Annotated in this window: 26 protein-coding genes; 7 read left to right on the top strand and 19 right to left on the bottom strand. The window is 70.1% G+C overall.

Going from position 1 to position 25,956, the window contains the following annotated elements; genetic code table 11:
* Window positions 1–123 precede the first annotated feature (123 nt).
* Window positions 124–642 (top strand): hypothetical protein, encoded by a 519-nt coding sequence (locus QTI17_RS16650; RefSeq protein ID WP_286534489.1) that lies wholly within the window; start codon window positions 124–126, stop codon window positions 640–642.
* Here the strand turns inward: QTI17_RS16650 and ureG are convergent, their stop codons facing one another.
* Genes ureG through QTI17_RS16615 form a run of 7 tightly spaced genes read right to left on the bottom strand, consistent with a single transcriptional unit; the run spans window position 643 to window position 5,631 of the window.
* Window positions 643–1,293, bottom strand: coding sequence for an urease accessory protein UreG (ureG, locus tag QTI17_RS16645; RefSeq protein ID WP_286534487.1), 651 nt, complete (start codon window positions 1,291–1,293; stop codon window positions 643–645). It abuts the gene before it with no gap.
* Between the two features lie 14 nt (window positions 1,294–1,307).
* A complete protein-coding gene (locus QTI17_RS16640; RefSeq protein WP_286534485.1) occupies window positions 1,308–1,997 on the bottom strand; it encodes an urease accessory protein UreF in 690 nt (229 codons plus the stop codon).
* Window positions 1,997–2,590, bottom strand: coding sequence for an urease accessory protein UreE (gene ureE, locus QTI17_RS16635; RefSeq protein ID WP_286534483.1), 594 nt, complete (start codon window positions 2,588–2,590; stop codon window positions 1,997–1,999). Before ureE ends, QTI17_RS16640 begins: the two co-directional genes overlap by 1 nt.
* 58 nt (window positions 2,591–2,648) lie before the next feature.
* Complete coding sequence (gene ureC / locus QTI17_RS16630; RefSeq protein WP_286534481.1) at window positions 2,649–4,367, bottom strand: urease subunit alpha; 1,719 nt, start codon at window positions 4,365–4,367, stop codon at window positions 2,649–2,651.
* A complete protein-coding gene (locus QTI17_RS16625; RefSeq protein WP_286506267.1) occupies window positions 4,368–4,673 on the bottom strand; it encodes an urease subunit beta in 306 nt (101 codons plus the stop codon).
* 10 nt (window positions 4,674–4,683) lie between these two features.
* On the bottom strand, window positions 4,684–5,289 hold the full coding sequence (locus QTI17_RS16620) for a HupE/UreJ family protein (protein WP_286534479.1): 606 nt from the start codon (window positions 5,287–5,289) through the stop codon (window positions 4,684–4,686).
* Between the two features lie 39 nt (window positions 5,290–5,328).
* Window positions 5,329–5,631 (bottom strand): urease subunit gamma, encoded by a 303-nt coding sequence (locus tag QTI17_RS16615; protein ID WP_286369833.1) that lies wholly within the window; start codon window positions 5,629–5,631, stop codon window positions 5,329–5,331.
* A 95-nt stretch (window positions 5,632–5,726) separates the two neighbouring features.
* Here QTI17_RS16615 and QTI17_RS16610 point away from each other — a divergent pair, with 95 nt between their 5' ends.
* The 3 genes from QTI17_RS16610 to QTI17_RS16600 are packed head-to-tail and all read left to right on the top strand — an operon-like array spanning window position 5,727 to window position 11,001.
* Window positions 5,727–9,293: a hybrid sensor histidine kinase/response regulator gene (locus QTI17_RS16610; RefSeq protein WP_503011063.1), complete on the top strand. Its 3,567-nt coding sequence runs from the start codon at window positions 5,727–5,729 to the stop codon at window positions 9,291–9,293.
* Window positions 9,290–10,306 carry a response regulator transcription factor gene (locus QTI17_RS16605; protein WP_286534478.1) on the top strand — a complete coding sequence of 339 codons (1,017 nt, stop codon included), beginning with the start codon at window positions 9,290–9,292 and terminating at the stop codon, window positions 10,304–10,306. Before QTI17_RS16610 ends, QTI17_RS16605 begins: the two co-directional genes overlap by 4 nt.
* A gap of 29 nt (window positions 10,307–10,335) precedes the next feature.
* Window positions 10,336–11,001 carry a PA4824 family protein gene (locus tag QTI17_RS16600; RefSeq protein ID WP_286534476.1) on the top strand — a complete coding sequence of 222 codons (666 nt, stop codon included), beginning with the start codon at window positions 10,336–10,338 and terminating at the stop codon, window positions 10,999–11,001.
* Window positions 11,002–11,007: 6 nt separating this feature from the next.
* On the opposite strand, the gene QTI17_RS16595 is transcribed toward QTI17_RS16600, so the two are convergent.
* From QTI17_RS16595 to QTI17_RS16585, 3 genes are all read right to left on the bottom strand, one after another.
* Complete coding sequence (locus tag QTI17_RS16595; protein ID WP_286534473.1) at window positions 11,008–11,358, bottom strand: alpha/beta hydrolase; 351 nt, start codon at window positions 11,356–11,358, stop codon at window positions 11,008–11,010.
* 111 nt (window positions 11,359–11,469) lie between these two features.
* The gene (gene recJ / locus QTI17_RS16590) at window positions 11,470–13,179 is read right to left on the bottom strand and encodes a single-stranded-DNA-specific exonuclease RecJ (RefSeq protein ID WP_286534471.1); all 1,710 of its coding nucleotides are present in this window, start codon (window positions 13,177–13,179) and stop codon (window positions 11,470–11,472) included.
* Window positions 13,180–13,181: 2 nt separating this feature from the next.
* Window positions 13,182–14,150, bottom strand: a complete 969-nt coding sequence (locus QTI17_RS16585) for a hypothetical protein (protein ID WP_286534469.1) — start codon at window positions 14,148–14,150, stop codon at window positions 13,182–13,184.
* A 36-nt stretch (window positions 14,151–14,186) separates the two neighbouring features.
* On the opposite strand from QTI17_RS16585, the gene QTI17_RS16580 reads away from it, so the two are divergent.
* On the top strand, window positions 14,187–15,443 hold the full coding sequence (locus QTI17_RS16580) for a lipoprotein-releasing ABC transporter permease subunit (RefSeq protein ID WP_286524982.1): 1,257 nt from the start codon (window positions 14,187–14,189) through the stop codon (window positions 15,441–15,443).
* Entirely contained in the window at window positions 15,436–16,113 is a 678-nt protein-coding gene (lolD, locus tag QTI17_RS16575; protein WP_286524981.1) for a lipoprotein-releasing ABC transporter ATP-binding protein LolD, read from the top strand. The genes QTI17_RS16580 and lolD overlap by 8 nt, the downstream gene beginning before the upstream one ends.
* A 7-nt stretch (window positions 16,114–16,120) precedes the next feature.
* Here the strand turns inward: lolD and QTI17_RS16570 are convergent, their stop codons facing one another.
* Genes QTI17_RS16570 through QTI17_RS16560 form a run of 3 tightly spaced genes read right to left on the bottom strand, consistent with a single transcriptional unit; the run spans window position 16,121 to window position 18,831 of the window.
* Window positions 16,121–16,756 (bottom strand): dioxygenase family protein, encoded by a 636-nt coding sequence (locus QTI17_RS16570; protein WP_286534467.1) that lies wholly within the window; start codon window positions 16,754–16,756, stop codon window positions 16,121–16,123.
* 31 nt (window positions 16,757–16,787) lie between these two features.
* Window positions 16,788–18,356 (bottom strand): MFS transporter, encoded by a 1,569-nt coding sequence (locus QTI17_RS16565; protein ID WP_286534465.1) that lies wholly within the window; start codon window positions 18,354–18,356, stop codon window positions 16,788–16,790.
* Window positions 18,357–18,390: 34 nt separating this feature from the next.
* Window positions 18,391–18,831 carry a carboxymuconolactone decarboxylase family protein gene (locus QTI17_RS16560; protein ID WP_286534463.1) on the bottom strand — a complete coding sequence of 147 codons (441 nt, stop codon included), beginning with the start codon at window positions 18,829–18,831 and terminating at the stop codon, window positions 18,391–18,393.
* 97 nt (window positions 18,832–18,928) lie between these two features.
* Here QTI17_RS16560 and pdxR point away from each other — a divergent pair, with 97 nt between their 5' ends.
* The gene (gene pdxR, locus QTI17_RS16555) at window positions 18,929–20,362 is read left to right on the top strand and encodes a MocR-like pyridoxine biosynthesis transcription factor PdxR (protein ID WP_286534461.1); all 1,434 of its coding nucleotides are present in this window, start codon (window positions 18,929–18,931) and stop codon (window positions 20,360–20,362) included.
* A gap of 4 nt (window positions 20,363–20,366) precedes the next feature.
* On the opposite strand, the gene QTI17_RS16550 is transcribed toward pdxR, so the two are convergent.
* The 6 genes from QTI17_RS16550 to QTI17_RS16525 all read right to left on the bottom strand — a co-directional run bounded on the left by QTI17_RS16550 (window position 20,367) and on the right by QTI17_RS16525 (window position 25,923).
* A complete protein-coding gene (locus QTI17_RS16550) occupies window positions 20,367–21,155 on the bottom strand; it encodes a transporter substrate-binding domain-containing protein (protein ID WP_286534459.1) in 789 nt (262 codons plus the stop codon).
* 49 nt (window positions 21,156–21,204) lie between these two features.
* On the bottom strand, window positions 21,205–22,011 hold the full coding sequence (locus QTI17_RS16545; RefSeq protein WP_286534457.1) for a maleate cis-trans isomerase family protein: 807 nt from the start codon (window positions 22,009–22,011) through the stop codon (window positions 21,205–21,207).
* A 123-nt stretch (window positions 22,012–22,134) separates the two neighbouring features.
* Window positions 22,135–22,893: an SDR family NAD(P)-dependent oxidoreductase gene (locus QTI17_RS16540; protein WP_286534455.1), complete on the bottom strand. Its 759-nt coding sequence runs from the start codon at window positions 22,891–22,893 to the stop codon at window positions 22,135–22,137.
* Between the two features lie 9 nt (window positions 22,894–22,902).
* Entirely contained in the window at window positions 22,903–23,943 is a 1,041-nt protein-coding gene (locus QTI17_RS16535; RefSeq protein ID WP_286524960.1) for a VWA domain-containing protein, read from the bottom strand.
* On the bottom strand, window positions 23,940–24,932 hold the full coding sequence (locus tag QTI17_RS16530) for a DUF58 domain-containing protein (RefSeq protein ID WP_286534454.1): 993 nt from the start codon (window positions 24,930–24,932) through the stop codon (window positions 23,940–23,942). The genes QTI17_RS16535 and QTI17_RS16530 overlap by 4 nt, the downstream gene beginning before the upstream one ends.
* Window positions 24,913–25,923 carry an AAA family ATPase gene (locus tag QTI17_RS16525; protein ID WP_286524957.1) on the bottom strand — a complete coding sequence of 337 codons (1,011 nt, stop codon included), beginning with the start codon at window positions 25,921–25,923 and terminating at the stop codon, window positions 24,913–24,915. Before QTI17_RS16525 ends, QTI17_RS16530 begins: the two co-directional genes overlap by 20 nt.
* Between the last annotated feature and the right edge of the window lie 33 nt (window positions 25,924–25,956).

The raw sequence follows: 25,956 nt of genomic DNA, 5'->3' as shown, positions 1-25,956 counted from the left end.
GGAGCAAGATGCGGACCAAATCACATCGGTCGTCACAATTTGATGCGATCCCGCAGCAGGTCCGCGGCTGAACTTGCCGCCCGGCCCGGAGTCATACCCGGCCTTTTCCCTGTCCGATTCCCCATGCATTGCTTCCTGTCGAAACCGGTCCGCGCGCTCGCCGCCGCCGCCGCCTTGCTGTCGGCCGCTCAGGCCGGCTGGGCCCAGGCCCTCCCGCCCGGCGTTCGGCTCGGCATGTCGGCCGACGAGCTGCAGGCGGTGCTGCCCAGTGCCGAGCGGGTGCAGCGTCCGCAGCGCCTGGCCGGTGGCCTCGCCGGGGCCTGGCGGGCCGCGCCGACGCAGCTCGCGGGGTTGTCCTTCGAGCCGGTGTTCTTCTTTGCCGGCGGCCAGCTGCGGCGCGTGGAGTGGGTCGCCGCGACCGCCGCGGCGCCCGACCTGGGGGCCGCGGCCTTTGCCGAGATCGTCGCCTGGGGCCGCCAGAGCTTCGGTCCCGAACTCGGCTCGAACGACCCGGGCAGCGCCTCTGCGGCCTGGGTCCAGGGCGACTGCGATGTCTACGCCCAGCGCATCAGCGACCCGCACCATGCGAGCGTCCGGCTGGTCTACAAGGCACGCCAGCTCAAGGACGCGAGCGAACTCTGATCAGGCTTCGGCCAGCATCCCGCGCTCTTCGATGAACGACACCACCTCTGCGAGGCCGCTGCGGGTCTTGAGGTTGGTCATCACGAAGGGGCGCTGCTTGCGCATGCGCTTCGTGTCGGCTTCCATCACGCCGAGGTCGGCACCGACATAGGGCGCGAGGTCGGTCTTGTTGATGACGAACAGGTCGCTCTTGGTGATGCCGGGGCCGCCCTTGCGCGGGATCTTCTCGCCGGCGGCGACGTCGATCACGTAGATCGTCAGGTCGGACAGCTCGGGGCTGAAGGTGGCCGCCAGGTTGTCGCCGCCCGATTCGACGAACACCACGTCGGCATCGGGGAACTGCGCCAGCATGCGGTCGATGGCCTCGAGGTTGATCGATGCGTCTTCCCGGATCGCGGTGTGCGGGCAGCCACCGGTTTCCACGCCCATGATGCGTTCGGCCGGCAGCGCGCCGGCGACCGTCAGCAGGCGCTGGTCTTCCTTGGTGTAGATGTCGTTGGTGATCGCGATCAGGTCGTACTTGTCGCGCATCGACTTGCAGAGCATCTCGAGCAGCGTGGTCTTGCCGGAGCCGACCGGGCCGCCGATGCCCACGCGCAGCGGCGGCAGCTTCTTGGTGCGGTGGGGGATGTGGTGGAGAGCGGAGGACATGGTTGGCCTTGGCATTAGCTTCTGAAGAGGCGCGAGTATTGAGTTTCGTGGCGGGCCGACAGCACTGCAAGCATCGGTGAGAAGGCTTGCCGCTCGCCATCCTCGAGTGTGATCGCATGATCGACCGCTGCGGGGATTTCCGCCGCCAGACGACCCAGGATGCGCTGCCCGGCGCTCTGGCCGAGCGGCACCGCCTTGACCGCGGCGCCGATCATGTTCTCGGCCCAGCCGAAGGCGAAGGCCAGGCAGGCATCGCGGGCGGACGCCTCGGTGCGGCTGGCGGCGAAGGCGAAGGCGATCGGATAGCTGGCGGGCAAGCGCTCGAAGACGCCGGCGACGTCGGCATGGTGCAGCTTGAGCCATTCGACGAACGAACGGCCCATCTGCTCGGTCTGCAGCAGGAATTCGGCCGATTCGCGGCTCTGGAACACCCAGTCGTTGAGTGCGCGGATGCGGGCCGCGTCCGACTGCCGCCAAGCCGGGACCGCTTGGGCGACCACGGCCAGGTCGGCCCGGGCGAGCGCCAGGTGCAGCTGGTCGGCCAGCCAGTCGGAGACCGCGGGCTCGGTCGTGATGCCGGCGCCGTCGATGGCCGCCTCGAGGCCTTCCGAGTAGGAGAAGCCGCCCACCGGGAGCGCCGGCGAGGCCAGCCAGATCAGCTGCAGCAGGCTGCTGGCGGGCAGGGCGACCGGCGCGTCAGCCATCAGTGCGAGTGGCCGTGGGAATGGTCGTGATCGTGGTCATGGCCATGCGAGTGGCCTGCCGGCGACCCCGAATACGCATCCGGATGCAGCACCGGCCCCACCGGCGCCGCGCCATGCGAATGCCCATGGCCGCCGCCGTGCGCCCCGTAGGCACCGCCTTCGGGCTCGAAGGCTTCTTCGGCTTCACGCACGATCAGGTGCATCGAACGCAGCATGGCGGCCAGCACGTGGTCGGGCTCGATCTTCAGGTGGTCGGGCTTGAGCTCGATCGGCACGTGCCGGTTGCCCAGGTGGTAGGCCGCGCGCATCAGGTCGAAGGGCGTGCCGTGTTCGCTGCAGTGCGTGATGACCAGCACCGGCTGCGGCGCAGCGACGACCTTGACCAGCGAGCCGTCCTCGGCCACCAGCACGTCGCCGCCGCGCACGGCGGTGCCGCGCGGCAGGAACACGCCGATCTGGCGGCCTTGCGAATCGGTGGTGTCGAAGCGGCTTTTCTGGCGCACGTCCCAGTCGAGTTCGACCGTGGCGGCGCGCTTGAGCAGGACGGCCGCGAGGCCGCCACCCTGGGGCATGAGTTTGTTGGCGGTGAGCATGAAAGGCGAGAGAGTTCGGATGAGGCGGATTGTCGATCCGCGCGCACCCGAATCCGGACTAGAACAAGAAATACCGCTGCGTCATCGGCAGCGACTGCGCCGGATCGCACACCAGCAGCTGCCCGTCGGCGCGCACCGCATAGGTCTGGTGGTCGATCTCCATCGTCGGCGTGAGCGCGTTGTGCACCATGTGCTGCTTGCGCACGCCGCGGACGTTCTTCACCGCGCTCAATGTCTTGGCGAGCCCGTAGCGCTCGCCGATGCCCGCCGCCAGCCCCGCCTGCGAGACGAAAGTCAGCGAGCTGCGCGCGAGCGAGCCGCCGTAGGCGCCGAACATCGGCCGGTAGTGCACCGGCTGCGGCGTCGGGATCGAGGCGTTGGGGTCGCCCATCGCCGCCATCGCGATCGTGCCGCCCTTGATGATCGTGAAGGGCTTGACGCCGAAGAAGGCCGGCTTCCAGACCACCAGGTCGGCCCATTTGCCGACCTCGATGCTGCCGACCTCGTGGGCGATGCCGTGCGCCAGCGCCGGGTTGATCGTGTACTTGGCAACATAGCGCTTGGCGCGGAAGTTGTCGTTGCGTTCGACATCCTCGGGCAGCTTGCCGCGCTGGCCCTTCATCTTGTGGGCGGTCTGCCAGCAGCGGATCACGATCTCGCCGACCCGGCCCATGGCCTGGCTGTCGGAGCTGAACATGCTGATCGCGCCGAGGTCGTGCAGGATGTCCTCGGCCGCGATGGTCTCCTTGCGGATGCGGCTCTCGGCGAAGGCCAGGTCCTCGGGGATGCCGGCGTCCAGGTGGTGGCACACCATCAGCATGTCGACGTGCTCGTCGAGCGTGTTCACGGTGTAGGGCATCGTCGGGTTGGTCGACGAGGGCAGGAAGTTGGCCTCGCCCACCACCCGCAGGATGTCGGGCGCATGCCCGCCGCCCGCGCCTTCGGTATGGAAGGCGCAGATCCCGCGGCCCTTCACGGCGGCGATGGTGTTCTCGACGAAGCCCGATTCGTTGAGCGTGTCGCTGTGGATCGCCACCTGCGTGTCGGTCGCGTCGGCCACGTCCAGGCAGTTGCTGATCGCCGATGGCGTGGTGCCCCAGTCCTCGTGCAGCTTGAGGCCGATCACGCCGGCATCGATCTGCTCGTGCAGCGAAGCCGGCAGGCTGGCGTTGCCCTTGCCGAGGAAGCCGAGGTTCATCGGGAAGGCATCGGCCGCCTGCAGCATGCGCTCGATGTGCCAGGGGCCCGGCGTCGCGGTGGTCGCGAAGGTGCCGGTCGCCGGGCCGGTGCCGCCGCCCAGCATGGTGGTCACGCCCGAGGCCAGCGCCTCCTCGATCTGCTGCGGGCAGATGAAATGGATGTGGCTGTCGATGCCGCCCGCGGTGACGATGTTGCCTTCGCAGCTGATCACCTCGGTGCCGGCGCCGATCACGATGTCGACGCCAGGCTGCACATCGGGATTGCCGGCCTTGCCGATGGCGACGATGCGGCCGTCCCTCAAGCCGATGTCGGCCTTGACGATGCCCCAGTGGTCGAGGATCAGCGCATTGGTCATCACGGTGTCGACCGTGCCCTCGGCGCGCGTGCGCTGGCCCTGCGCCATGCCGTCGCGGATGGTCTTGCCGCCGCCGAACTTCACTTCCTCGCCGTAGCCGCCGGCGTGCAGCGTGTAGTCTTCCTCGACCTCGATCACGAGGTCGGTGTCGGCGAGACGGATGCGGTCGCCCACGGTGGGGCCGAAGATTTCGGCGTAGGCACGCCGCCCGATGGTTGCCATCTAGAGCTTTCCTTGAACCAGGCCGCGAAAGCCGTAAATGACGCGGTCACCCGAAAAATCGACCAGCTCGACCGTGCGCTGCTGGCCCGGCTCGAATCGCACCGCGGTGCCCGAGGCGATGTTCAGCCGCATGCCGCGCGCGGCCTCGCGGTCGAAGCCGAGCGCGCCGTTGGTCTCGGCGAAGTGGTAGTGGGAGCCGACCTGGATCGGCCGGTCGGCGGTGTTCTGGACCACCAGCGTGATGGCGCGGCGGCCGGGGTTGAGGACGTGCGCGCCCTCGTCGGTGATGAGTTCGCCAGGGATCATCGGTGCCGCCTCAGGCCAGGGTGCTGCCGAGCAGCGCGACGCCGAACAGCGCCACCGCGGCGCCCGCGATGCGCGGCAGCCAGCGATGGCCGTGGCGCAACGCCCATCCCGCGGCGATGCCGGCCGCGTGCAGCAGCACGGTGGCGGCAAGCATGCCGGCCAGGGTCAGGGCGGCGCCGGATTCGCCGGCCAGTTCCTGGCCGTGCGCAATGCCATGGAAGACCGCGAAGACGCCGACCAGCGCGGCGGCCGCGAGCGGCGGCAGGCGCCGTTGCGTGAGGACCAGCAGGCCCAACACCAGCAGCGAGGCGGCGATCATCGGCTCGACCGCGGGCAGCTGCACGCCAGCCAGTCCGGCCAGCGCACCGGCCAGCAGCATCGAGGCGAAGCCCAATGGCGCCCACAGCAGGTCGGGCCAGGCGCGCCGGGCGGTGAGGGCGCTCCAGAGCCCGACCGCCACCATCGCGGCCAGGTGGTCGGCGCCGGTCAGCGGATGCATGAAGCCGCTGACCAGGCCGTGATGCAGGCCGGCGTCGACCCCGGTGTGGGCGCTGGCGGCCAGCGGCAGGGCGGCGAGCATCAGTGCGAGAACGGGTGCGGTACGGGTGATGCGCATGATGGTGTCCTTGTTGTTGTGGGAAAAGGAATCAGGCCGTCAGACGATCGGTTGGTGCACGGTCACCAGCTTGGTGCCGTCCGGGAAAGTCGCCTCGACCTGGATATCGGGAATCATCTCGGCGATGCCGTCCATGACGTCGGCCCGGGTCAGCACCGCGCGGCCTTCGCTCATCAGCGCGGCCACGCTCTTGCCGTCGCGCGCGCCCTCCATCACGGCGGCCGAGATCAGCGCCACGGCCTCGGGGTAGTTGAGCTTGAGCCCGCGGGCCCGGCGCCGTTCGGCCAGCAGGGCGGCGGTGAAGATCAGCAGCTTGTCTTTTTCGCGCGGTGTGAGTTCCATGGGTGCGGAGGTGGCGTCTTGGGGCAGGCCATTATTGGGCAGTCACCGACAGTTGCAACAGTCGTGCCGTGGCACGAAAGCTGCACCAATGCGGTGTGGATCTCCCAGCCTTCCCCCCCGCTCCGAGCGACGAAGCGCCGCAGCGCATCGTCAAGGTCCGGCGCGACTACAACAGCTGGGTCGCCCGCGAGACGCTGGAAGACTACGCGCTTCGCTACACGCCGCAGCGCTTCCGCCGGATGTCCGAATGGCGGGTCGCCAGCACGGCTTTCGGCGGCGCCGCCTCCTTCCTGATCCTGGAGGCGGTCGGCGCCACGCTGCTGGTGCAATACGGTTTCGCCAATGCCTTCTGGGCCATCCTGTGCACCGGGCTGATCATCTTCCTGGCCGGGCTGCCGATCAGCGTCTACGCCGCGCGCTACGGCGTCGACATGGACCTGCTCACGCGCGGCGCCGGCTTCGGCTACATCGGCTCGACCCTGACCTCGCTCATCTACGCCTCGTTCACCTTCATCTTCTTCGCGCTGGAGGCCGCGGTGATGGCCTATGCGCTCGAGCTCGCGCTCGGCATCCCGCCGGTCTGGGGCTACCTGGTCTGCGCGCTGGTCGTGATCCCGCTGGTGACGCACGGCATCTCGGCCATCAGCTGGCTGCAGGTCTGGACCCAGCCGGTCTGGCTGCTCATGCTGGTCGTGCCCTTCGGCTACGTACTGGCGCGCGATCCTGGTGCGTTCGCCGGCGTGACGCACTACATCGGTTCCAAATCGAAGCTGGACGGCTTCGATCTGCACCTCTTCGGTGCCGCCCTGACCGTCGGCATCGCCCTCATCACCCAGATGGGCGAGCAGGCCGACTACCTGCGCTTCATGCCGGCGCGCACGGCGGCCAACCGCGGCCGCTGGTGGGCCGGCGTCCTGGCCGGCGGCCCTGGCTGGGTGGTGCTGGGCGTGCTCAAGATGCTGGGCGGCGCCTTGCTCGCCTACCTGGCGATCAGCCACATGGTGCCGCCCGAGCGCGCAGTCGACCCGAACCAGATGTACCTGGCGGCCTACGAGTACGTGTTCCCGAACTACGGCTGGGCGGTGGCGGCGACCGCGATCTTCGTCGTCATCTCGCAGCTCAAGATCAACGTCACCAACGCCTATGCCGGCTCGCTGGCCTGGAGCAACTTCTTCTCGCGCGTCACGCACAGCCATCCGGGCCGCGTGGTGTGGGTGGTGTTCAACGCGCTGATCGCCTTCATGCTGATGGAGATGAACGTGTTCGAGGCCCTCGGCGACGTGCTGGGCCTCTACGCCAACATCGCGATCGCCTGGATGATGGCGGTGGTGGCCGACCTGGTCATCAACAAGCCGCTGGGCCTGTCGCCGCCGGGCATCGAGTTCAAGCGCGCCCACCTGTGGGACATCAACCCGGTCGGCGTCGGCGCCATGGCGCTGGCCTCGGGGCTGTCGATCACCGCCCACCTCGGCGTCTTCGGGCCCCTGGCGCAGGCCTTCTCGGCGTTGATCGCGCTCGGCACCGCCTTCGTCGCCGCACCGCTGATCGCCTGGGCCACGCGCGGCAAGTACTACATCGCGCGGGTCTCGCACGAGGACGGCGCCGCGCCCTTCGCGCCGTCGACACGCCGCTCGGCGATCCGCTGGGCCCGGGTCGAGTCCGGCGCCGGCAGCTACCGCAGACTCAGCACCCAGCGTTGCGTGATCTGCGAGGGCGAATACGAAGGCCCGGACATGGCGCACTGCCCCGCCTACCAAGGCGCGATCTGTTCGCTCTGCTGCACCCTCGACGCCCGCTGCGGCGACCTCTGCAAGCCGCAGGCGAGTCTGTCGGCGCAATGGTCGGGCGCCCTGCGCTGGCTGCTGCCGCGCCGCGTCTGGCCCTACCTCGACACCGGGCTCGGCCATTTCCTGCTGCTGATGCTGATCGTGGTGCCGCTCTTGGCCGGCGTCTTCGGCGTGCTGTACCAGCAGGAGCTGCGCGCGCTCGGGGACGCGCTGCTGGGCGAGGGCGCCCAGGCCAGCACCCAGCCGGCCTCGCTGCGCTCGGGTTTCCTCAAGGCCTACATGGCGCTGCTGGTGATCGCGGGCATCGTCGCCTGGTGGCTGGTGCTGGCGCACCAGAGCCGCAAGGTGGCGCAGGAGGAATCGAACCGCCAGACCCACCTGCTGGTGCGCGAGATCGAGCTGCACCGCAAGACCGACCGGGCGCTGCAGGCGGCCAAGCAGAGCGCCGACCAGGCGCGCGGCATCGCCGAGGAGGCCAAGCGCGCGGCCGACCAGGCCAACCAGGCCAAGAGCCGCTACATCAGCGCCATCAGCCACGAGCTTCGCACGCCGCTCAACAGCATCCTGGGCTACGCGCAGCTGATGGGCGAGGATGCGGCCGTGCCGCCGCATCGACGGCAGGCGGTGGCGGTGATCAAGCGCGGCGGCGAGCACCTGCTGTCGCTGATCGAAGGCACGCTGGACATCGCTCACATCGAGGCCGGCAAACTGACCTTGAATGCGCGCCCGATGCAGTTCGCCGACCTGATGAGCGAGCTGGCCGACATGTTCGAGCTCGCAGCCGAGGAGAAGGGGTTGGCCTTCCGCTTCGAGCCCAGCGGCAGCCTGCCCGAGCTGGTGCGCGCCGACGAGAAGCGGGTGCGGCAGATCCTCATCAACCTGCTGGGCAACGCGATCAAGTTCACCGCCGCCGGGCAGGTCACGCTGCGGCTGCGCTACGCGCGCGAGTTCGCCGCGATCGAGATCGAGGACACCGGGCCAGGCATGTCGGCCGAGGAGCTGGGCCGGATCTTCGAGCCCTTCGCCCGCGGCGCCACGGCCGGACCGGCGGCGCCCGGCGCCGGCCTGGGACTGACCATCGCCAAGATGCTGATCGACTTGATGGGCGGCGAGATGAACGTGCAGAGCACGCCCGGTGTCGGCTCGGTGTTCAGCCTGCGGCTGTTCCTGCCGCGCGTGCACGAGCTGCCCGCCGGCAGCGGCCGTCGCGTGTCGGCGCCGGTGGCCCGGCCGCGGCGCGGCTACGAGGGAGGGCGTCGGCGCCTGCTGGTGGTCGACAACGAGGAAGCCGATCGCGAGCTGCTGGTGCAGGTGCTGGCGCCGCTGGGCTTCGAGCTGCGCACCGCCGCCAGCGGCCACGATGCGCTGGACTTGGTCGCGGCCGGCTGGCGCCCGGATGCGATGTTCGTCGACCTCGCGATGCCGGGCATCGACGGCTGGGAGACCATTCGCCGGTCGCGCGCGCTCGGGCTGGCCGACGCCGCGGTGGCGATCGTCTCGGCCAACGCCTTCGACAAGCGGCTGGACAACGACGTCGGCATCACGCCCGACGATTTCTTCGTCAAGCCGGTGCGCCACAGCGAGCTGCTCGACTGGCTCGAGCGCCGGCTCGGCATCGAGTGGACCGAGACGCCGGCCGCGCCGCCGGTGGCAGAACCGGCCGCGGTGGTGCTGCCCTCGACCGCGCGCCTGCGGGCGCTCGAGGAGGCGGTGGGCCTGGGCTATTTTCGAGGCATCATGAATCAACTCGACGACATCGACGCCGCCCAGCCCGAATGCGCGGCCTGGACCGGCGCCCAGCGCGCGCTGGCGCGGCAATTCCAGTTCGAGGCCATGAGCCGGGCCTTGAGCGCGGCCGTCGGGACCACGCCATGAGCGGCCCGAACGATCCCCCGATGCTGGTCGATACGCTGCGCGGCAGCGGCGGCAACAGCGACCTGGTGCTGATCGTCGACGACGTGCCCGACAACCTCGCGGTGCTGCACGATGCGCTCGACGAATCAGGCTACACCGTGCTGGTCGCCACCAGCGGCGAGCAGGCGCTGCAGCGCGTGGCGCAGGCGCGGCCCGACATCGTGCTGCTCGACGCGATGATGCCGGGCATCGACGGCTTCGAGGTCGCTCGCCGGCTCAAGGCCGATGCCGCGACCGCGCATATCCCGATCGTCTTCATGACCGGACTCACCGAGACCGAGCACCTGGTCGCGGCACTGGAGGCGGGCGGCGTCGACTACGTGACCAAGCCGATCAAGCCGAAGGAGGTGCTGGCGCGCATGAACGTCCACTTGCAGGGCGCGCGGCGGGCGCGCCAGGAAGCGCAGCAGGCGGGACAGGCGCGCAATGCGCTCGATGCCTTCGGCTACGCCAGCATCACGGTGCGCATGCCCGAGGGCAAGCTGATCTGGCAGACCGCGCTGGCGCGCGAGATGCTGCTGCGCTACTGCGGCACCAGCGCGCCGGTGACGCCGCCCGCGGTGCTCGAGTGGCTGCGGCGCCACCTGCCCGATGCGCAGCAGCGCCAGATCGAACCGCCGGCCCTGGCGATCGCGCAAGGTGCCTCGAGCCTCAACCTGCGGCTGCACCAGCAGACCGGCCATGACGACGAGGGCGACGACTGGCTGATCATCATGCGCGAGGTGTCGGACACCGCGGTGATCGAGGCCATGAGCCTGAGCCTCAAGCTCACGGCACGCGAGGCCGAGGTGCTGTACTGGGTGGTCAAGGGCAAGACCAACAAGGACATCGGCGAGATCCTCGGCAGCAGTCCGGCCACCGCCAAGAAGCATCTCGAAAGGGTGTACGTGAAGCTGGGCGTCGAGACCCGCACGGCCGCGGCGGGCGTCGCAATGAAACGCATTCGCGAACTGCAGCCCCAGTTTGAAATCTGAGTCACGCGAGGCTCCTAGAATGCGCCGCCATGGCCCGTCTGGTTCTTCTCCCTCTGCTCAGCCTGCTCGCGATGCCGGGACATGCGGGCGGGCACTTCGACATCGATGACGCGGGCACGCTGGACCCGGGCCAATGCCAGTACGAGGTGTGGGGCGGGCGCTTCGGCACTGCACCGGTCACCGACTACCACCTGGGCCCTGCATGCCGGGTCGGGCCGGTCGAGCTCGGCTTCAACGTCGACCGCGCCTCGGTGCCGGGCCAGTATGCCTATGGCGTCGGTCCGCAGCTCAAATGGACCTTCACCGAGCAGCCGGACAAGACCGATCTCAGTGCCGCCCTGTTCTTCAGTGCCGTGTGGGATGCCACGCACGGAGGTCGCGCGGGCGGCCAGTTCGTCGTGCCCGTGACCTGGCACGCGCTCGACAGCCTGTGGATCAATGCCAACCTGGGCTATGACTGGACGCCCGGCAGCGGCGAGCGAACCGGCCGCGGCGGACTTCAGGGGGCCTGGGCGCTCAACGACAATCTGTGGCTGGTGGCCGAGCGATTTCGCGCCTTCGACACCTGGACCACGCGCGCCGGCCTGCGCTTCAATCTGACGCCGACCATCAGTGTCGACATGAGCGTCGCGCGCAGCGGCCCGGACCGTGTCCGGGGCTACGCGATCGGGCTCAACCAGGTCTTCTCGCGCTGATGCGCCTCAGAGCGCGGCTTGGCGCGCGAAAGAGACCTTCGGCTTGCTGTAGGCGCTCGGCACCTGGTCGCGGTAGAACGCGCGGCGGTCGAGGCTGGCCAGCGGGTCGTGCGACTTGGCGATTGCTTCGGCATTCACGGCCGAGCGGCTGGCGGTGGAGGTGAAGGGCTGCGCGCCGGCACTGGCAGCGTCGCCGTAGGCGTTGCCTGCGCGTGCGGCGACGACGCCCTGGCCCGCCACTTCGGAACGGCTGGCCGACGAGGTCAGCGCATGCACGCCGTCGTAGGTTTCAGCGTGGGCGCCGGCAGCAGCGAGCAAGGACAGGGCAGCGGCGGCGAGGACTTTCGAGGCATTCATTTCGGTTCCTTCACAGGGGTTGGTTGGTGAGGAGAAGTTTGATGCCGAACCCCACCTTGCAACCGCCGCAAACGGAACAGCGGCGTTAACGGACTGGAAACAATCGGGGACCTAGATCTCGGCTCCCTCGACCAGGAAGCGCACCCGCCGCACGCCCTGCCATTCGTCGGCATCGAGCCGCCAGGCCAGCACCACTTTCGGCGGCAGCGGCTCGGTGTGGCCGAACCAGATGCCGTCCACGGGCTTGCCGCGGTGTCTGAGCTTGAGTGCCAGGTGCTTCTCGCCGACCAGGCGCTGCGACACCACTTCGACCTCCTCGCTGAAGGTCGGCGGCGCGAAGCCCTGGCCCCAGACTTCGCGATGCAGTGTGTCGACCATGTCGACCCGCAGGTACTCGGGCGCGAGCGGCCCGTCGGTGTCGAGCCGCCGGGTCAAGGTGGCGGCGTCGAGCCATTCCTGCGCGACTTGCGCCAGCGCCTGTTCGAAGACCGGGAACTGCTCGCGTGCCACCGTGCAGCCGGCCGCCATCGCGTGGCCGCCGAAGCGCAGCAGCACGCCCGGATGGCGCTTGGCGACCAGGTCGAGCGCATCGCGCAGGTGGAAGCCGGGAATCGAGCGCCCGGAGCCCTTGAGCTCGTGCGCCTTGCCGTCGGCGGCGCTGGCCGCGAAGACGAAGGCCGGCCGGTGGAAGCGGTCCTTGATGCGCGAGGCCACGATGCCGACCACGCCTTCGTGGAAATCGGCGCCGAAGACGCTGATCGCGGCCGGCGGCGCCAGGCTGTCGTCGAACAGCGTCTCGGCCAGCAGCAGGGCCTTGTCGCGCATGCCGCCTTCGATGTCGCGCCGCTCGCGGTTGATGCCGTCGAGCAGGCGCGCGAGTTCGTCGGCGCGGCCGCTGTCGTCGGTCAGCAGGCATTCGATGCCGAGCGTCATGTCGGCCAGCCGGCCCGCCGCATTGATGCGGGGCCCGAGCGCGAAGCCGAAATCGAAGGTGGTGGCCGCGGCCGCCTGGCGCCCGGCGGCCTTGAACAGCGCGGCGATGCCCACCGGCATCGCACCGGCGCGGATGCGGCGCAGTCCCTGGGCCACGAGGCGGCGGTTGTTGGCGTCGAGACGGACCACGTCGGCGACGGTGCCGAGCGCGACCAGCGGCAGCAGGGCGTCGAGCTTGGGCTGGTTGGCGAGGTCGAACACCCCGCGCGCGCGCAGTTCGGTGCGCAGCGCCAGCAGCACGTAGAACATCACGCCGACGCCGGCGATGCTCTTGCTGTCGAATTCGCAGCCGGGCTGGTTCGGGTTCACCAGCACATCGGCGGCGGGCAGCACCGGGCCGGGCAGGTGATGGTCGGTCACCAGCACCGCGAGCCCGCGTGCCTTCGCCGCCGCCACGCCATCGACGCTCGCGATGCCGTTGTCGACCGTGATCAGCAGGTCGGCCCCGCTGTCGGCCACGCGCTCGGCGATCGGCGGCGTCAGGCCGTAGCCGTCGACCACCCGGTCGGGCACCAGGTAGCCGACATGGCGTGCCCCCAGCAGCCGCAGGCCGCGCACCGCCACCGCGCAAGCGGTCGCGCCGTCGCAGTCGTAGTCGGCGACGATGCACAGCCGCCGCTGGTCGCGGATCGCGTCGGCCAGCAGCACGGCGGCCTCGCGCGCACCGCGCAGCGTGGTCGGCGGCAGCAGCCGCGCCAGGCCGTCGTCGAGTTCATCCTTCGACAGCACGCCGCGCGCGGCATAGAGCCGCGCCAGCAGCGGATGCACGCCGGCCTGCTCGAGCGCCCAGGCGCTGCGCGGCGGGATGTCCCTGGCCAGGATCTTCATGGTCACAGCGCCTCGAGGAAGGAGGCCGCCGTCGGGCGGCTGAACAGCCCCTTGGCCCAGGCGGCCAGGCCGCGCGGCCGGACCGCGAAGCGCTGCGCGCTGCGGTCGCCGCACAGCGTCAACGTGACGGCTTCGCCCGCGCTGCAGGCGGCCAGCAGTTCGGCCACCGGCCCGGCGTCGAGGGCCTGCCAGGCCGACGCCCAGCCGGCGCCGTCGTCGCGCAGGGCAGGGGTGCGCAGCCCATCGGCCACGGTGGGGCCGGCCTGCGGCACGGTGAAGCCGGCGGGCAGTGCGCCGGTGCCGCTGAGCCAGAAGGAGTTGATCGGCGGCACCCCGCGGGCGGTGCGGGCGTCGTTCACGCGCTCGGTGTAGAGCAGCATCTGCATCTCGTTCTGCAACCGGCGCAGCGGGCGCCCGGCATCGGACAGGGGCGACCACTGCGAGATCGGGAAGCCGACCGCGCGATCGATCGACGCCGTCGCCAGGCCGTCGAAGATCGGGCCCTGCGCCAGCCAGCGGCCCGGCGTCGCCGAGGCATGCAGCGCGATGCCGTCTTCCTCGAAGAAGGGCAGCGCCGCCGCCAGCAGCGCATCGGATTCCTCGGCCTCGATCTGAATCGCGGCCGGGTCGCCCAGCATCACGTCGTCGATGCCCACCTGCCAGTGGCACAGCGTGGCGACGCCCCAGGCCTGGCCGCCCTCGGTCGGGCCCAGGCCGGACCGTTTGGCTTCCAGCGCGGCCCAGGGAATGCAGCCATCAGCGGCCGCGATGCCGAGCGCCTCGGCCAGCGCGCGCTCGTGCGGCGGCGAGCGGGTGCTGTCGTCCTGGGTGTCCTCGTGCACCCGTGCGAGCCGGGCCAGCAGGGCTTCGAGCTTCGGCAGCCGGAGGCCAGCCAGTGCCGCGCGGCAGGCGGGAGAGCCCCGGCCGGCGAAGGGAATGAGCAGGTGGCGGGCATTGGGGGGTGCGGACATGGGGCCTATTGTCCGGGATGCCACAATTGTTTCCTTATGCGACTCCCCTACGAACTGCAACTCGGCTGGCGTTACACCCGAGCCGGCCGGGCCACGCGGCGCAACGGCTTCATCTCCTTCATCTCCGGCGTCTCGATGTTCGGCATCGCGCTGGGCGTGGCGGCGCTGATCATCGTGCTGAGCGTGATGAACGGTTTCCAGAAAGAAGTCACCGACCGCATGCTCGGCGTGATCTCGCACATCGAGATCTTCTCGCGCGACGGTCAGGCACTGGGCGACATCGACGCCATCATGGCCGAGGCGCGCAAGAACCCCGAGGTCATCGGCGTCGCGCCCTTCGTCGCGGCGCAGGCGCTGCTGGCACGCGGCGAGGACATGAAGGGCGCCCTGATCCGCGGCATCGACCCGAAGCTCGAGCCGCAGGTGACCGACATCTCGACCACCGCCCAGCAGGGCGCGCTCGACAAGCTGGTGCCGGGCGAGTTCGGCATCGTGCTGGGGATCGAACTGGCGCGCTCGATGTTCGTGCGGGTCGGCGACCAGGTCACGCTGGTCGCACCCGGCGGCCAGGTCACGCCGGCCGGCGTGATGCCGCGCTTCAAGCCCTTCACCGTGGTCGGCACCTTCGACTCGGGCCACTACGAGTACGACTCGGCGCTGGCGATGATCCACGCCGAGGACGCGGCCCGCGTGTTCCGCCTCGAGGGCCCGACCGGCGTGCGCCTCAAGCTCAAGGACCTGCACCAGGCGCGCGAGGTGGCCGACCAGCTGGCGGCCACGCTGCCGGGCCAGTTCCTGATCCGCGACTGGACCCGCGCCAACAAGACCTGGTTCGCGGCGGTGCAGGTCGAGAAACGCATGATGTTCATCATCCTCACGCTGATCGTCGCGGTGGCGGCCTTCAACCTGGTCTCGACCCTGGTGATGACCGTGACCGACAAGCGCGCCGACATCGCGATCCTGCGCACGCTGGGCTCCAGCCCGAAGAGCATCATGGGCATCTTCGTGGTGCAGGGCGCGATGGTGGGCGTCATCGGCACCCTCGGCGGGCTGCTGCTGGGGTTGGGCATCGCCTACAACATCGACGTCATCGTGCCGGCGCTCGAACGCCTGTTCCATGCCAGCTTCCTGCCCAAGGACATCTACCTGATCAGCAAGATGCCGAGCGATCCGCAGCGCGGCGACATCCTGCCGATCACCATCATCTCGCTGGTGCTGGCCTTCGCCGCCACGCTGTACCCGAGCTGGCGCGCCAGCCGCGTCAACCCGGCGGAGGCACTGCGCTATGAATGACGTGGTGTTGAAGGTCCGCGGGCTGACCAAGCGCTTCCACGAAGGCCGCATCGACCTCACGGTGCTGCATGGCGTCGACCTGGATGTGCATGCCGGCGAGACGCTGGCCATCGTCGGCGCCTCGGGCTCGGGCAAGAGCACGCTGCTGCACCTGATGGGCGGGCTCGACGCGCCGACCGCGGGCAGCGTCGAGCTGCACGGCGAGAACATCGCCCATGTCGATGCCGCCGAGCAGGGCCGGCTGCGCAACCGGCACCTGGGTTTCGTCTACCAGTTCCATCACCTGCTGCCGGAGTTCAGCGCGCTCGACAACGTGGCGATGCCGCTGAAGATCCGGCGCACGGCGCCGACCGAGGCGAGCGCTTCGGCGGTCGCCATGCTGACGGCCGTGGGCCTGGGCGAGCGGGTGCAGCACCGGCCGGCGGAGCTGTCGGGCGGCGAGCGCCAGCGGGTGGCGATCGCGCGCGCGCTGGTCACCGCGCCCGACTGCGTGCTGGCCGACGAGCCCACCGGCAACCTCGATCGCGCCACCGCCGACGGCGTCTTCGCGCTGATGCTGCAACTGGCGCGCGACCGCGGCACCGCCTTCGTGATGGTGACGCACGACGAGAGCCTGGCGGCACGCTGCGACCGGGTGCTGCGGCTCACCGCGGGGCGGCTGGCCGACTGACGGCGGATCAGGCGGCGACGACGATCGGAAAGCTGGCCTTCCAGCCGTCCGGCGCGCGCTCGAAGGGCACGGTGAGCGCGGCGCGCTCGGGCTCCGAGAGGCGGCGCCAGAGCCCGTCGCGCGCGTTGCCCGGCGCGCCTTCCACATAGAGCTGGGTGGTCAGCAGTTCGCGCGTGCCCAGCTTGACCTTGAAGTGGATGTGGGGCGTGCGCCCGGTGTAGGGCACCGGCCGGAGGGTGCGGAAGCGATAGCGTCCGTCGGCATCGACCGCCACCCGCCCGAAGCCCTGGAAGGCGCGATCGGCGCGGTCGCCGTCGCCTGGGTGATGGTAGTGGCCGGCCTCGTCGCACTGCCAGATCTCGACCTGGGCGCCGCGCAGCGCGCGGCCGTCGAGGTCGGTCACCGTGCCGTCGACCCAGGCCGGCTGGGTGGTGGCGTAGTTCAACGCTCCGTTGTGCAGCAGGTCGCCATCGGTGTCGGCCGGCAGCGTGACCGGATAGAACGGGCCCTCGGTCTGCGAGGGTGTGGGTCGCCGCGGCACCGCGGGCTGCGCGCGAGCGCCGATCCAGAAGGCCGGCAAGGCGATCGCCGCGGCGGCGATGCTGCGTCGGGGCAGGCCCCGGGAGCTTGGCGAGGTGTTCATGGCACGTCGAGCAACGCCTGGGAGGGGCGTTTCAGCGCGATGCTACTCGCAAGCAACGGCGCCTGCGGGCCGCACCGGCCTTTTGCGCCAGCCGCGCCACCAGCACCAGCGCGAGGCAGCCCGCGGCGACCAGCGTCACCAGGTGGAAGTAGTCGAGTGCCGCCATCCAGGTGGCCTCCTGCATCACCTGCTGGGCGAGCTGCGCCGTTGCGAGCTGGGCGGCTTCGACCGGGTTCCGCAGGCCGGACAGGTGCCGCGTCAGCTGCTCCAGCGTCGCGGCCAGCGCCGGGTTCGAGGGCGACAGGCTCTCGGCCAGCCGGTCGAAGCGCACCGTGCTGCGCCATTGCAGGCACAGCGTCGCCAGCGCGGTGCCGGCGGCGATGCCGAATTGCGCCAGCATGTTCTTGACCTGGTTGGCGTGCGAAAAGATGCGCTCGTCGCGCTGCAGGGTCTGGAACGCCTGCATCGCGGTCGTGGCCAGCGTGACGATCACGAAGGCGCCGTTCAACAGCAGCGCCGGCAGCACGCTGCGCAGCGGGTCGGCCGACTCGCTGAGGTGCGACAGCTGCCAGGCGCTCAGCAGCAGCGCGCCGAAGCCTGCGAGGTAGTAGCGGGTCGGACCGGGGCTGCGCGGCAGCAGCCTGGCCAGCACGATCCAGCTCGCCACGCCGGCGAGTGCGCCCAGCCCCAGGAAGCGCCCGACCAGTTCCAGCGGCAGGCCCATCGCCCGCTGCAGCAGCACCGGCAGCACCAGGTTGTTGGCGCCCAGCAGGAGATAGCAGAGGCCGAAGACCGCGAGTCCGGCCAGGTAGCGGCGCTGGGCCAGGTCATCGATGCGGATCAGCGGCCGGCGGGCGCGCCTGGCGAGCCAGGCGGAGAGACCGAGCGCAGGCAGTCCGAAGGCGGCCAGTGCGGCCAGCGGCCGGCCGTCGGCGAAGAAGTCGAAGCCCGAGCGCTGCAGTCCGTGCAGCAGCAGGAAGCTGCCGCCCATCAGCACCAGCAAGGCGATCGGCTGCGAGGGCGCCAGGGCCTCGCGCTCGATGCTGCGGCGGTCGTCGACCTGCCAGGCGGACAGCAGCGCCAGCAGCAGCGCCGGCAGCGGCAGCAGCAGGAAGGCCGCGCGCCAGCCGGATGCGGCCAGCGCCAGCGAGGCCAGCAGCGGTCCGGCGGCGATGCCCCAGGCCAGCCCGGCGGCGAAGAAGCGGATGCCGGTGAAGCGGCGCGGCGACGCTGGAATGTGATTGACCAGCACCCGGCCGGCGGTCATGAAGGAGCCGCAGCCCAGCGCCATCAGGGAGCGTCCGAGACCGAATTGCAGCAGGCCTCCGGCGAGCCCGCAGACCACCGCGCCCAGGGCGAAAAGCGCGCTCGCCGCCAGCAGCAGCCGGCGCCAGCCCAGGCGCTCGACCAGCCAGCGGTGCATCGCGATCGCGCCGATGGCGACCACGCCGTAGAGCGTCGCGATGGCGCTGAACTCCTCCGGGCTGGCGCCGATGCCGCCCATCACCGGCGCGGCATTGAAGGCCACGATGCCGGTCTGCAGGAAGTCGCAGAAGGGCAGCGCGGCGATCAGCAGGTACAGCGGCAGCGTGCGGGACAAAGGTGCGGAAGCCGGGCGGCGCATGGCGCGCCGCCTACACGGTCAAGGTCTTGCGGAAGCCGATCGACAGCCGGTTCCAGCTGTTGATCACGCCGATCGCGAGCGTCAGGTCGACCCGCTCGCGCTCGCTGAACTCGGCACTCAGGGCGTCGTAGTCGGTATCGGGCGCGTGCTGGGTCGCCACCAGGGTGAGGGCTTCGGTCCAGGCCAGGGCGGCCCGCTCGCGCGGCGTGAAGAAGGGCGTCTCGCGCCACACCGGGACGGCATGCAGGCGCCGCTCGGTCTCGCCCTTCTTGCGCAGGTCGCTGGCGTGCAGGTCGACGCAGAAGGCGCAGCCGTTGATCTGCGAAGCGCGCAGCTTCACGAGGTCGAGCAGGGCGGGTTCGAGGCCCAGCTTGCCGACCGCGACCTCGAGCGCGATCAGCGCCTTCAGCGCATCGGGTGAAGCCTTGTAGAAATCGAGACGTTGTTCCATGGTGTTGCTCCGTTGGGTGAAGGGGATGGCGTCATGCTAAAAAGCCCCGGCCCTTTCGCGGGCGGCCAATCCGGGCCATTTGCAGGAGTCCAATCGCATGGAGTTGCACGTCGTCATCGACGGTGACAAGGACCTCGCCGGTCAGCTCTACCGGCAGCTCAGGGATTCGATCCGGGCCGGCCGGCTGGCCGCGGGCGAGAAACTGCCGCCGTCGCGGCTGCTCGCCGAGCAGCTCGGCCTGTCGCGCAAGACCGTGTCGGAAGCCTATGCGCGGCTCACCTTCGACCGGCTGCTGGTCGGCCGGGTCGGCAGCGGCACCTTCGTCGCCGACAGCGCGCGGTCCGCGCCGCCGCCGGCCGCGAGCCCGTCCTTCGCCGGCGCGGCCGTCGCCGAGCGCTGGCGCCGCATGGACACGCCGCTGCGGCATCCGGCGCCGGCCGGCAACTCGCGCTACGAATACATCGGCGGGGCGCCCGCGCGCAGCCTGTTCCCGCATGCCGAATGGCGCCGCTGCGTGCTGCACGCGCTGCGCGAAGGGGCGCGCTCGCGCGGCCTGTACGGACCGGTCGAGGGCATGCCGGTGCTGCGCGAGGCGATCGCCCGGCACGCCGCCTTTGCGCGCGGCGTGCGCTGCGGCGTCGACGACGTCATCGTCACCAACGGCGCCCAGCAGGCGCTCGACCTGGTGGCCCGGGTGCTGGTCGAGCCGGGCAGCCTGGTGGCGGTCGAAGAGCCCGGCTATCCGCCGGCACGCCTGCTCTTCGCCGCCCAGGGAGCCGAGGTGGTGGGCATTCCGGTCGACGCCGAGGGCCTTCAGGTGGATCGGATCCCGGACGGCACGCGGCTCGTCTACGTGACGCCGGCGCACCAGTTCCCGCTCGGCATGCCGATGAGCCAGCGCCGCCGCGAGGCGCTGCTGGCCCGCGCCCACGCGATCGGCGCGATCGTCATCGAGGACGACTACGACAGCGAATTCCGCTACGAGGGGCGACCCACGGACTCGCTGCAGAGCATGGACACGCGCGGCAGCGTCGCCTTCGTCGGCACCTTCTCGAAGACCCTGTCGCCCGAACTGCGCCTGGGCTATCTGATCGCGCCGCCGGCGATCCTGCAGGCGGTCTGCATCGCCAAGCACCTGAGCGACTGGCACACGGCCACGCCGGCCCAGTGGGCGCTGGCCAAGTTCATCGCGGACGGCGGCCTCCACAAGCACATCCGCCGCTGCCACGCGGTCTATGCCGAGCGGCGCGAGTGCATCATGCGGCGCTTCGACGGTGACCTGTCGCCGTGGTTCGAACGAGTGCCGGCGACCGCGGGCATCCACCTGGCGGCGCTCGCCAGAAAGCCGATCGACATGGACACCCTGCTGAGGCTGGCGCGCCGGGTCGACGTCGGGCTCTACCCGCTGGAGGTCTTCTCGTACTTCGCGGCGCCCCGCCAGGGCCTGATGCTGGGCTACGGCGCGATCGACACCGACGACATCGATCCTTCGCTGGACCGTGTCCGCGACATCCTGCTGCAGATGGGCTGAGTCGTCACATCGGGATGTCGCCGACCGCGCGGCCCAGCCACCGGGTCGACATCCGGTCCGACTCGCCCGACTTGCGGGCCTCGACCACGATCTCGTTGATGCGCTCGCGCAGCTTGTCCTCGCCCTTCGGCACGCCGATGAAGTTCGGGCTCTGGCTCAGCATCAGCTTGTTCTCCAGGCCCAGTTGCGGCTGGTTCTGGATCAGCTTGGAGACCGCCGGCTGGCTGCTGCCCACCGCCGCCACCTGGCCGGCACCCATCGCGGTGATGGTGGCGGCGTGGTCCTCGAAGCGCATCAGGTTGGCGCCCTTGGGCAGCACCTTGGTCAGCTCCTGGTCCTCGATGGTGCCGCGCGTCACGCCCACCGACTTGCCGTCGAGATCGGCGAAGCTCTTGACGGCCAGCGTCTTGGGCGCGAACACGGCGCTGATGAAGGGCGAGTAGGCAGCGGTCGTGAAGTCGACCACCTTCTCGCGCTCGGCGTTGCGCGCCAAGGTCGAGATCACGATGTCGACCTTGCGCGTCTGCAGGTAGGGCACGCGGTTGGTGCTGGTCACCGGCACCAGTTCGGCCTTGACGCCGAGCTTGCCGGCCACGTAGCGCGCCATGTCGATGTCCAGTCCCTGCGGCTGCAGGTCGGTGCCGACGAAGCCGTAGGGCGGGTAGTCGGTGGGCACGGCGATGCGGATCACGCCGGTCTTGACGATGTTGTCGAGCGCGGTCTGTGCCTGGGCGGCGCCGGTGGCCAGCAAGGCGCAGGCCGCGGCGCAAAGAAGACGTCGAAAGGGTTGCATGGCGAAGATCCTCGGAGAGTTGGAAAGCAGGTGGAGACGAAGCGGGTTGTCAGGCGCCGGGCGCGATGCGGCCGTCGAAGAGCTGCCCGTAGCCGGGTCGGGCGCCATCGACCTGCAGCAGTTCGAGGCAGTGCCAGAACGAGGCCTGCACGGCCGAGATGACCGGCTTGCCGAGCGCCTGCTCCAGCGCCTCGATGGCGCCGACCGAGCGGAAATTGGTGCAGCTGATGAAGATCGCGCTGGCTTCGGGATGGTCCACCGAGCGGACCAGGTCGTAGACCTGCGCGAGCGGCACCTCGGCCAGCGCGCGGTCCTCGTCGATGCGCAGGTTGGCATGGCGCACGACTTGGTGTCCGTTCTCTTCCAGGAAGCGGATCGCCTTGGCGTGCACCGCATCCACATAGGGCGTGGCGAGCGCGACCTTGCCGGCCGCGACCTTCCGGAGCGCCGCCAGCGTGGCGGTGGATGCCGTGTTGATCAACGGCCCGGGCACCCACTGCTTCATCTTGGCGATCAGCGCATGGTCGTAGGCGGTCCCGTGCAGGAACGAGGCGCTGGTGCCGCCGAAGCACAGCAGGTCGATGGGTGCAGAGCCCACCAGGCGCGCAGCCTGCGCCAGCTCGGGCGAGTCCATCATCTCCTCGATGCCTTCCACCGTCACCTTGGGCAGCTTGATGCGCGTGGTGTGGACCGAAACGCCGGGCGCCGCCATGGCCGCCCATTCGGCATCCATGACGATGCTCGAGGCGATGTAGATCAGCCCGAGCCGGCACAGCGTGCCCGAGCCGTCGAAGCGAAAGTTGGGCGTTGCAGGGGGCGCGAGGGTGCTCGCTGGTTGTTCGCCCGTTCGAATCATCTGGTCCAACTCCATGGCTTGGTTGCGATGGAGTCGATGATGTGGGCGCGGCGCCGCGCTAGAAAGTCGCCTTTTCCGTGCAGCTGCATCGGCTTTTCCGATGCCCGGCCGCGAGGCCCAGCCCTATGCCGCGATCGAGTAGCCGCCGTCGACCGGGATCGCGGTGCCGGTCACGAAGTCCGACGCCGCGCTGGCGAGGAACACCGCGATGCCCGCCAGGTCTTCGGGCCGGCCCCAGCGGCCGGCGGCAGTGCGGGCCACCACCCGTTCGCTGAGCCCCGGCACCTGGGCCCGCGCTCCATCGGTCAGGTCGGTCTGGATCCAGCCCGGCAGCACCGCGTTGACCTGGATGCCGTCGGCCGCCCACGAGGCGGCCATCGCGCGGGTCAGCTGCACGATGCCGCCCTTGCTCGCGCCGTAGGCCGGCGCATAGGGGGCGCCGAAGATCGACATCATCGAGCCGATGTTGATGATCTTGCCGCCGCCGGCCGCCTTCAGGTGCGGATGCGCGGCCCGGCAGCACAGGAAGGCGCTCGTCAGGTTGGTGTCCATGACCTGGTGCCACTCGGCCAGCGCGAGCTGGTCCACGGGCTTGCGCACCGTCGTGCCGGCGTTGTTGACCAGGACGTCGAGCCGGCCGCAGCGCGCCGCGAGCTGCTCGAACAGCGCCGCCACCGAGGCTTCGTTCGTCACGTCGGCCTCGAGCGCGAAGCTGTCGCTGCCCGCCGCCTTCAAGGCGTCGACGGCCGCCGCCGATTTCTGCGCATTGCGCGCCGCCACCACGACGCGCGCACCCGCCCTGGCCAGGCCCAGCCCCATGCCGAGGCCGATGCCGCCATTGCCGCCCGTGACGAGCGCGACCTTGCCCGCGAGATCGAACATCCGTCGTCCCTACAGGATGCGGTTGAACCAGAGCAGCGACAGGCCGGCCGACAGCAGTGCCAGCGCGGCCGCGCCCATCGCGAACAGGGCGGAGATCTCGGTCTCTTTCTTCTCGACCGTGAGCCGCGAGCTCAGGGTGTTGTAGACCTTCTTGAGGTCGTTGGCGGTGCCGGCATAGAAGTACTCGGCCGAGGTCTTGTTGGCGATCGCCTTGAGAGTTTCCTCGTCGAGGCGCACCCGCATCGACCAGCCCTCGAAGCCGATGGTCTCGCCGTCGACCGTGCCGATGCCGACCGTGTAGACGCGCACGCCGCGCTCGGCCGCCACCTTGGCCGCATCGAGCGGATCGACGCCGGTGGTGCGCTGGCCGTCGGTCAGCATGATGATCGCCGCCGAGGTGTAGGAGCCCGGCGCCACCGGCGTGAACTCCTTGGGTGGCGGCTTGCCGGCGCGGTCGATGGCGACGCCGGTCTGGCGGCTCTTGGGCGAGAAGTCGGAGATGTCGATGCCGGCGTCGGGGAACAGCGTGGCGAGCGACACCACGATCGCATTGCCGGTGGCGGTGGCGCGCTGCAGCTGGAAGGAGTCGATCGCGGTGACCAGGTCGTCGCGGTTGGTGGTCGGCAGCTGCGCCACCTGCGCGCTGCCCGCGAAGGCGACGATGCCGACCTTGACGGTGCGCGGCAGCTCTTTCAGGAAGCTCTTGGCCGCCTCCTGGGCGGCCACCAGCCGGTTCGGCTGCACGTCGGCCGCGCGCATGCTGCCCGACACGTCCATGGCGAGGATGATGGTCTGCTGGTTCGACGGCAGCACGACCACCGCCATCGGCCGCGCGGCGGCGATCAGCATCGCGGTCAGGGCCAGCAGGAACAGCAGCGGCGGGATGTGGCGCCGCACGCTCTGGCCGGCGCTCATGGCCTCGCGCACGATCGACAGGCTGGCGAATCGCAGCGCCAGCTTCTTCTTGCGCCGGATCAGCCAGAGGTACAGCAGCACCAGCAGCGGGAGCGCCAGCAGCAGCCAGAGGAATTGAGGCCAGAGGAAGTTCATGCGGCCACCATCTTGGAGTTCGATTGTCCGCGCCTGACGCGGCGCTTGCGCATGTCCGCGAAGCGCACGATGGCTTCGACCAGGTCGTCCGCGGTCGAGAGTTCGAGCGCGTCGACGCCGATCTTGGCCAGCGCTTCGCGCAGGGCGGCTTCGCGCTCGGACGCGATGCGCGCGAAGCGCTTGCGAAAGCCCGCGTCATGCGTGTCGACCCACAGCTGCTCGCCGGTCTCGGCATCGCGCAGCGGCACCAGGCCGAGGTCGGGCAGCTCGAGCTCGAGCGGGTCGAACAGGCGCACGGCGACCACGTCGTGGCGCTGGACCAGGTGCGACAGCGCCCGCTCCCACCCGGGCTCGGTGACGAAATCGGAGACCACGAACACCGTCGAGCGGCGCGGGATCAGCACCGCGGCGGACTTGAGCAGGTCGGCCAGCCGGGTCATGCCCTTCTGGTCGGGCACGCGCTCGGCCGAGCGGCGCTCCATCGCATGCAGCAGGTGCAGCACATGGCGCCGGCCGGTGCGCGGCGGAATGACGGCTTCGACGTCGTTGCCGTACACCATCGCCCCGACCCGGTTGCCGTGGCGCGTGAGCAGGCGCGCGATGACGCCGACGAAGCCGGCGGAGATCTCCCGCTTGGCCTTGACGCCGGAACCGAAGTCGACCGAGCGGCTCAGGTCCAGCACGAACCAGGCAGCCATCTCGCGGTCTTCGGTGAAGACGCGCACGTGCGGCGTCTGCAGCCGCGCCGTGACGTTCCAGTCGATGTGGCGCACGTCGTCGTGGTGCTGATACTCGCGCAGGTCCGCCAGGTCCAGGCCGGTGCCGCGCATCAAGGTGCGGTAGTCGCCCTGCAGCAGGCCGTCGAGCCGGCGGATCACGGTCCATTCGAGGCGGCGCAGCGCCCGTTCGACGCCGCTGGCCGCGGCCTCGACCGCCGCCAGCTGCTCGTCGTTGGCGGCCTTGCCGCGCTTAGGCCACCAGCTTTTCATGCTCTAGCGGCTTGGCGGGCGCGGGCACGGCCCGCATGATCCGGTCGACCAGGCTGTCGGGCGTCAGGCCCTCGGAGAGGCCCTCGTACGAGAGCGTCACGCGATGCCGCAAGACGTCGGGCACCAGCGCGGTCATGTCCTCGGGCAAGGCGTAGCTGCGGCCGCGCAGCAAGGCCAGCGCGCGGGCGCCCTGGGTCAGGTTGATGCTGGCGCGCGGGCTGGCGCCGAAGGTGATGAAGCGCCGCATGTCCTTCAGGCCGTGCTTCTCGGGGGTGCGCGTGGCCGACACCAGCCGGACCGCGTACTGGATCAGCGAGGGGTCGACATAGACCCGCTGGGCCTCGGCCTGCAGGACCGCGAGCTGGTCGGTGGTCGCCACCGGCACGGCCTCGACCGGCGGGCCGATCACGCGCTCGACGATCACGAACTCTTCCTCATCGCTCGGGTAGTCGACCAGCACCTTCATCATGAAGCGGTCGACCTGCGCCTCGGGCAGGGGATAGGTGCCCTCGGTCTCGATCGGGTTCTGGGTCGCCATGACGAGAAAGGGACGCGGAACCTTGTGGGTCTCGCCGGCGATCGTGACCTGGCGCTCCTGCATGACCTCGAGCAGCGCGCTCTGCACCTTGGCCGGCGCCCGGTTGATCTCGTCGGCCAGCAGCAGGTTGGCGAACACCGGACCCAGCGAGGTGCTGAACTCGCCGGTCTTCTGGTTGTAGATGCGGGTGCCGACCAGGTCCGCCGGCACCAGGTCGGGCGTGAACTGGATGCGCTTGAACTGGCCGCGCACGGTGTCGGCCAGGGTCTTGACGGTGAGCGTCTTGGCCAGTCCGGGCACGCCCTCGACCAGCAGGTGGCCGCCGGCCAGCATTGCGACCATCACGCGTTCGAGAAAGCGGTCCTGGCCGACCACCACGCGCTTGACCTGATAGAGGATCTGCTCCATCAGCTCGGCCGTGACCGGGGAGGGCGATTCGAACTCTGTGCTCATGGTGGGCGCTTTCTTCGGTGGGGGTCGATGGGA

Source organism: Variovorax sp. J31P179 (assembly GCF_030316985.1).
Taxonomy (GTDB): Bacteria; Pseudomonadota; Gammaproteobacteria; order Burkholderiales; family Burkholderiaceae_C; genus Variovorax; species Variovorax ginsengisoli_B.
Note: the sequence above shows the minus strand (reverse complement) of the source record. Positions and strands in the feature narration are given on the sequence as shown.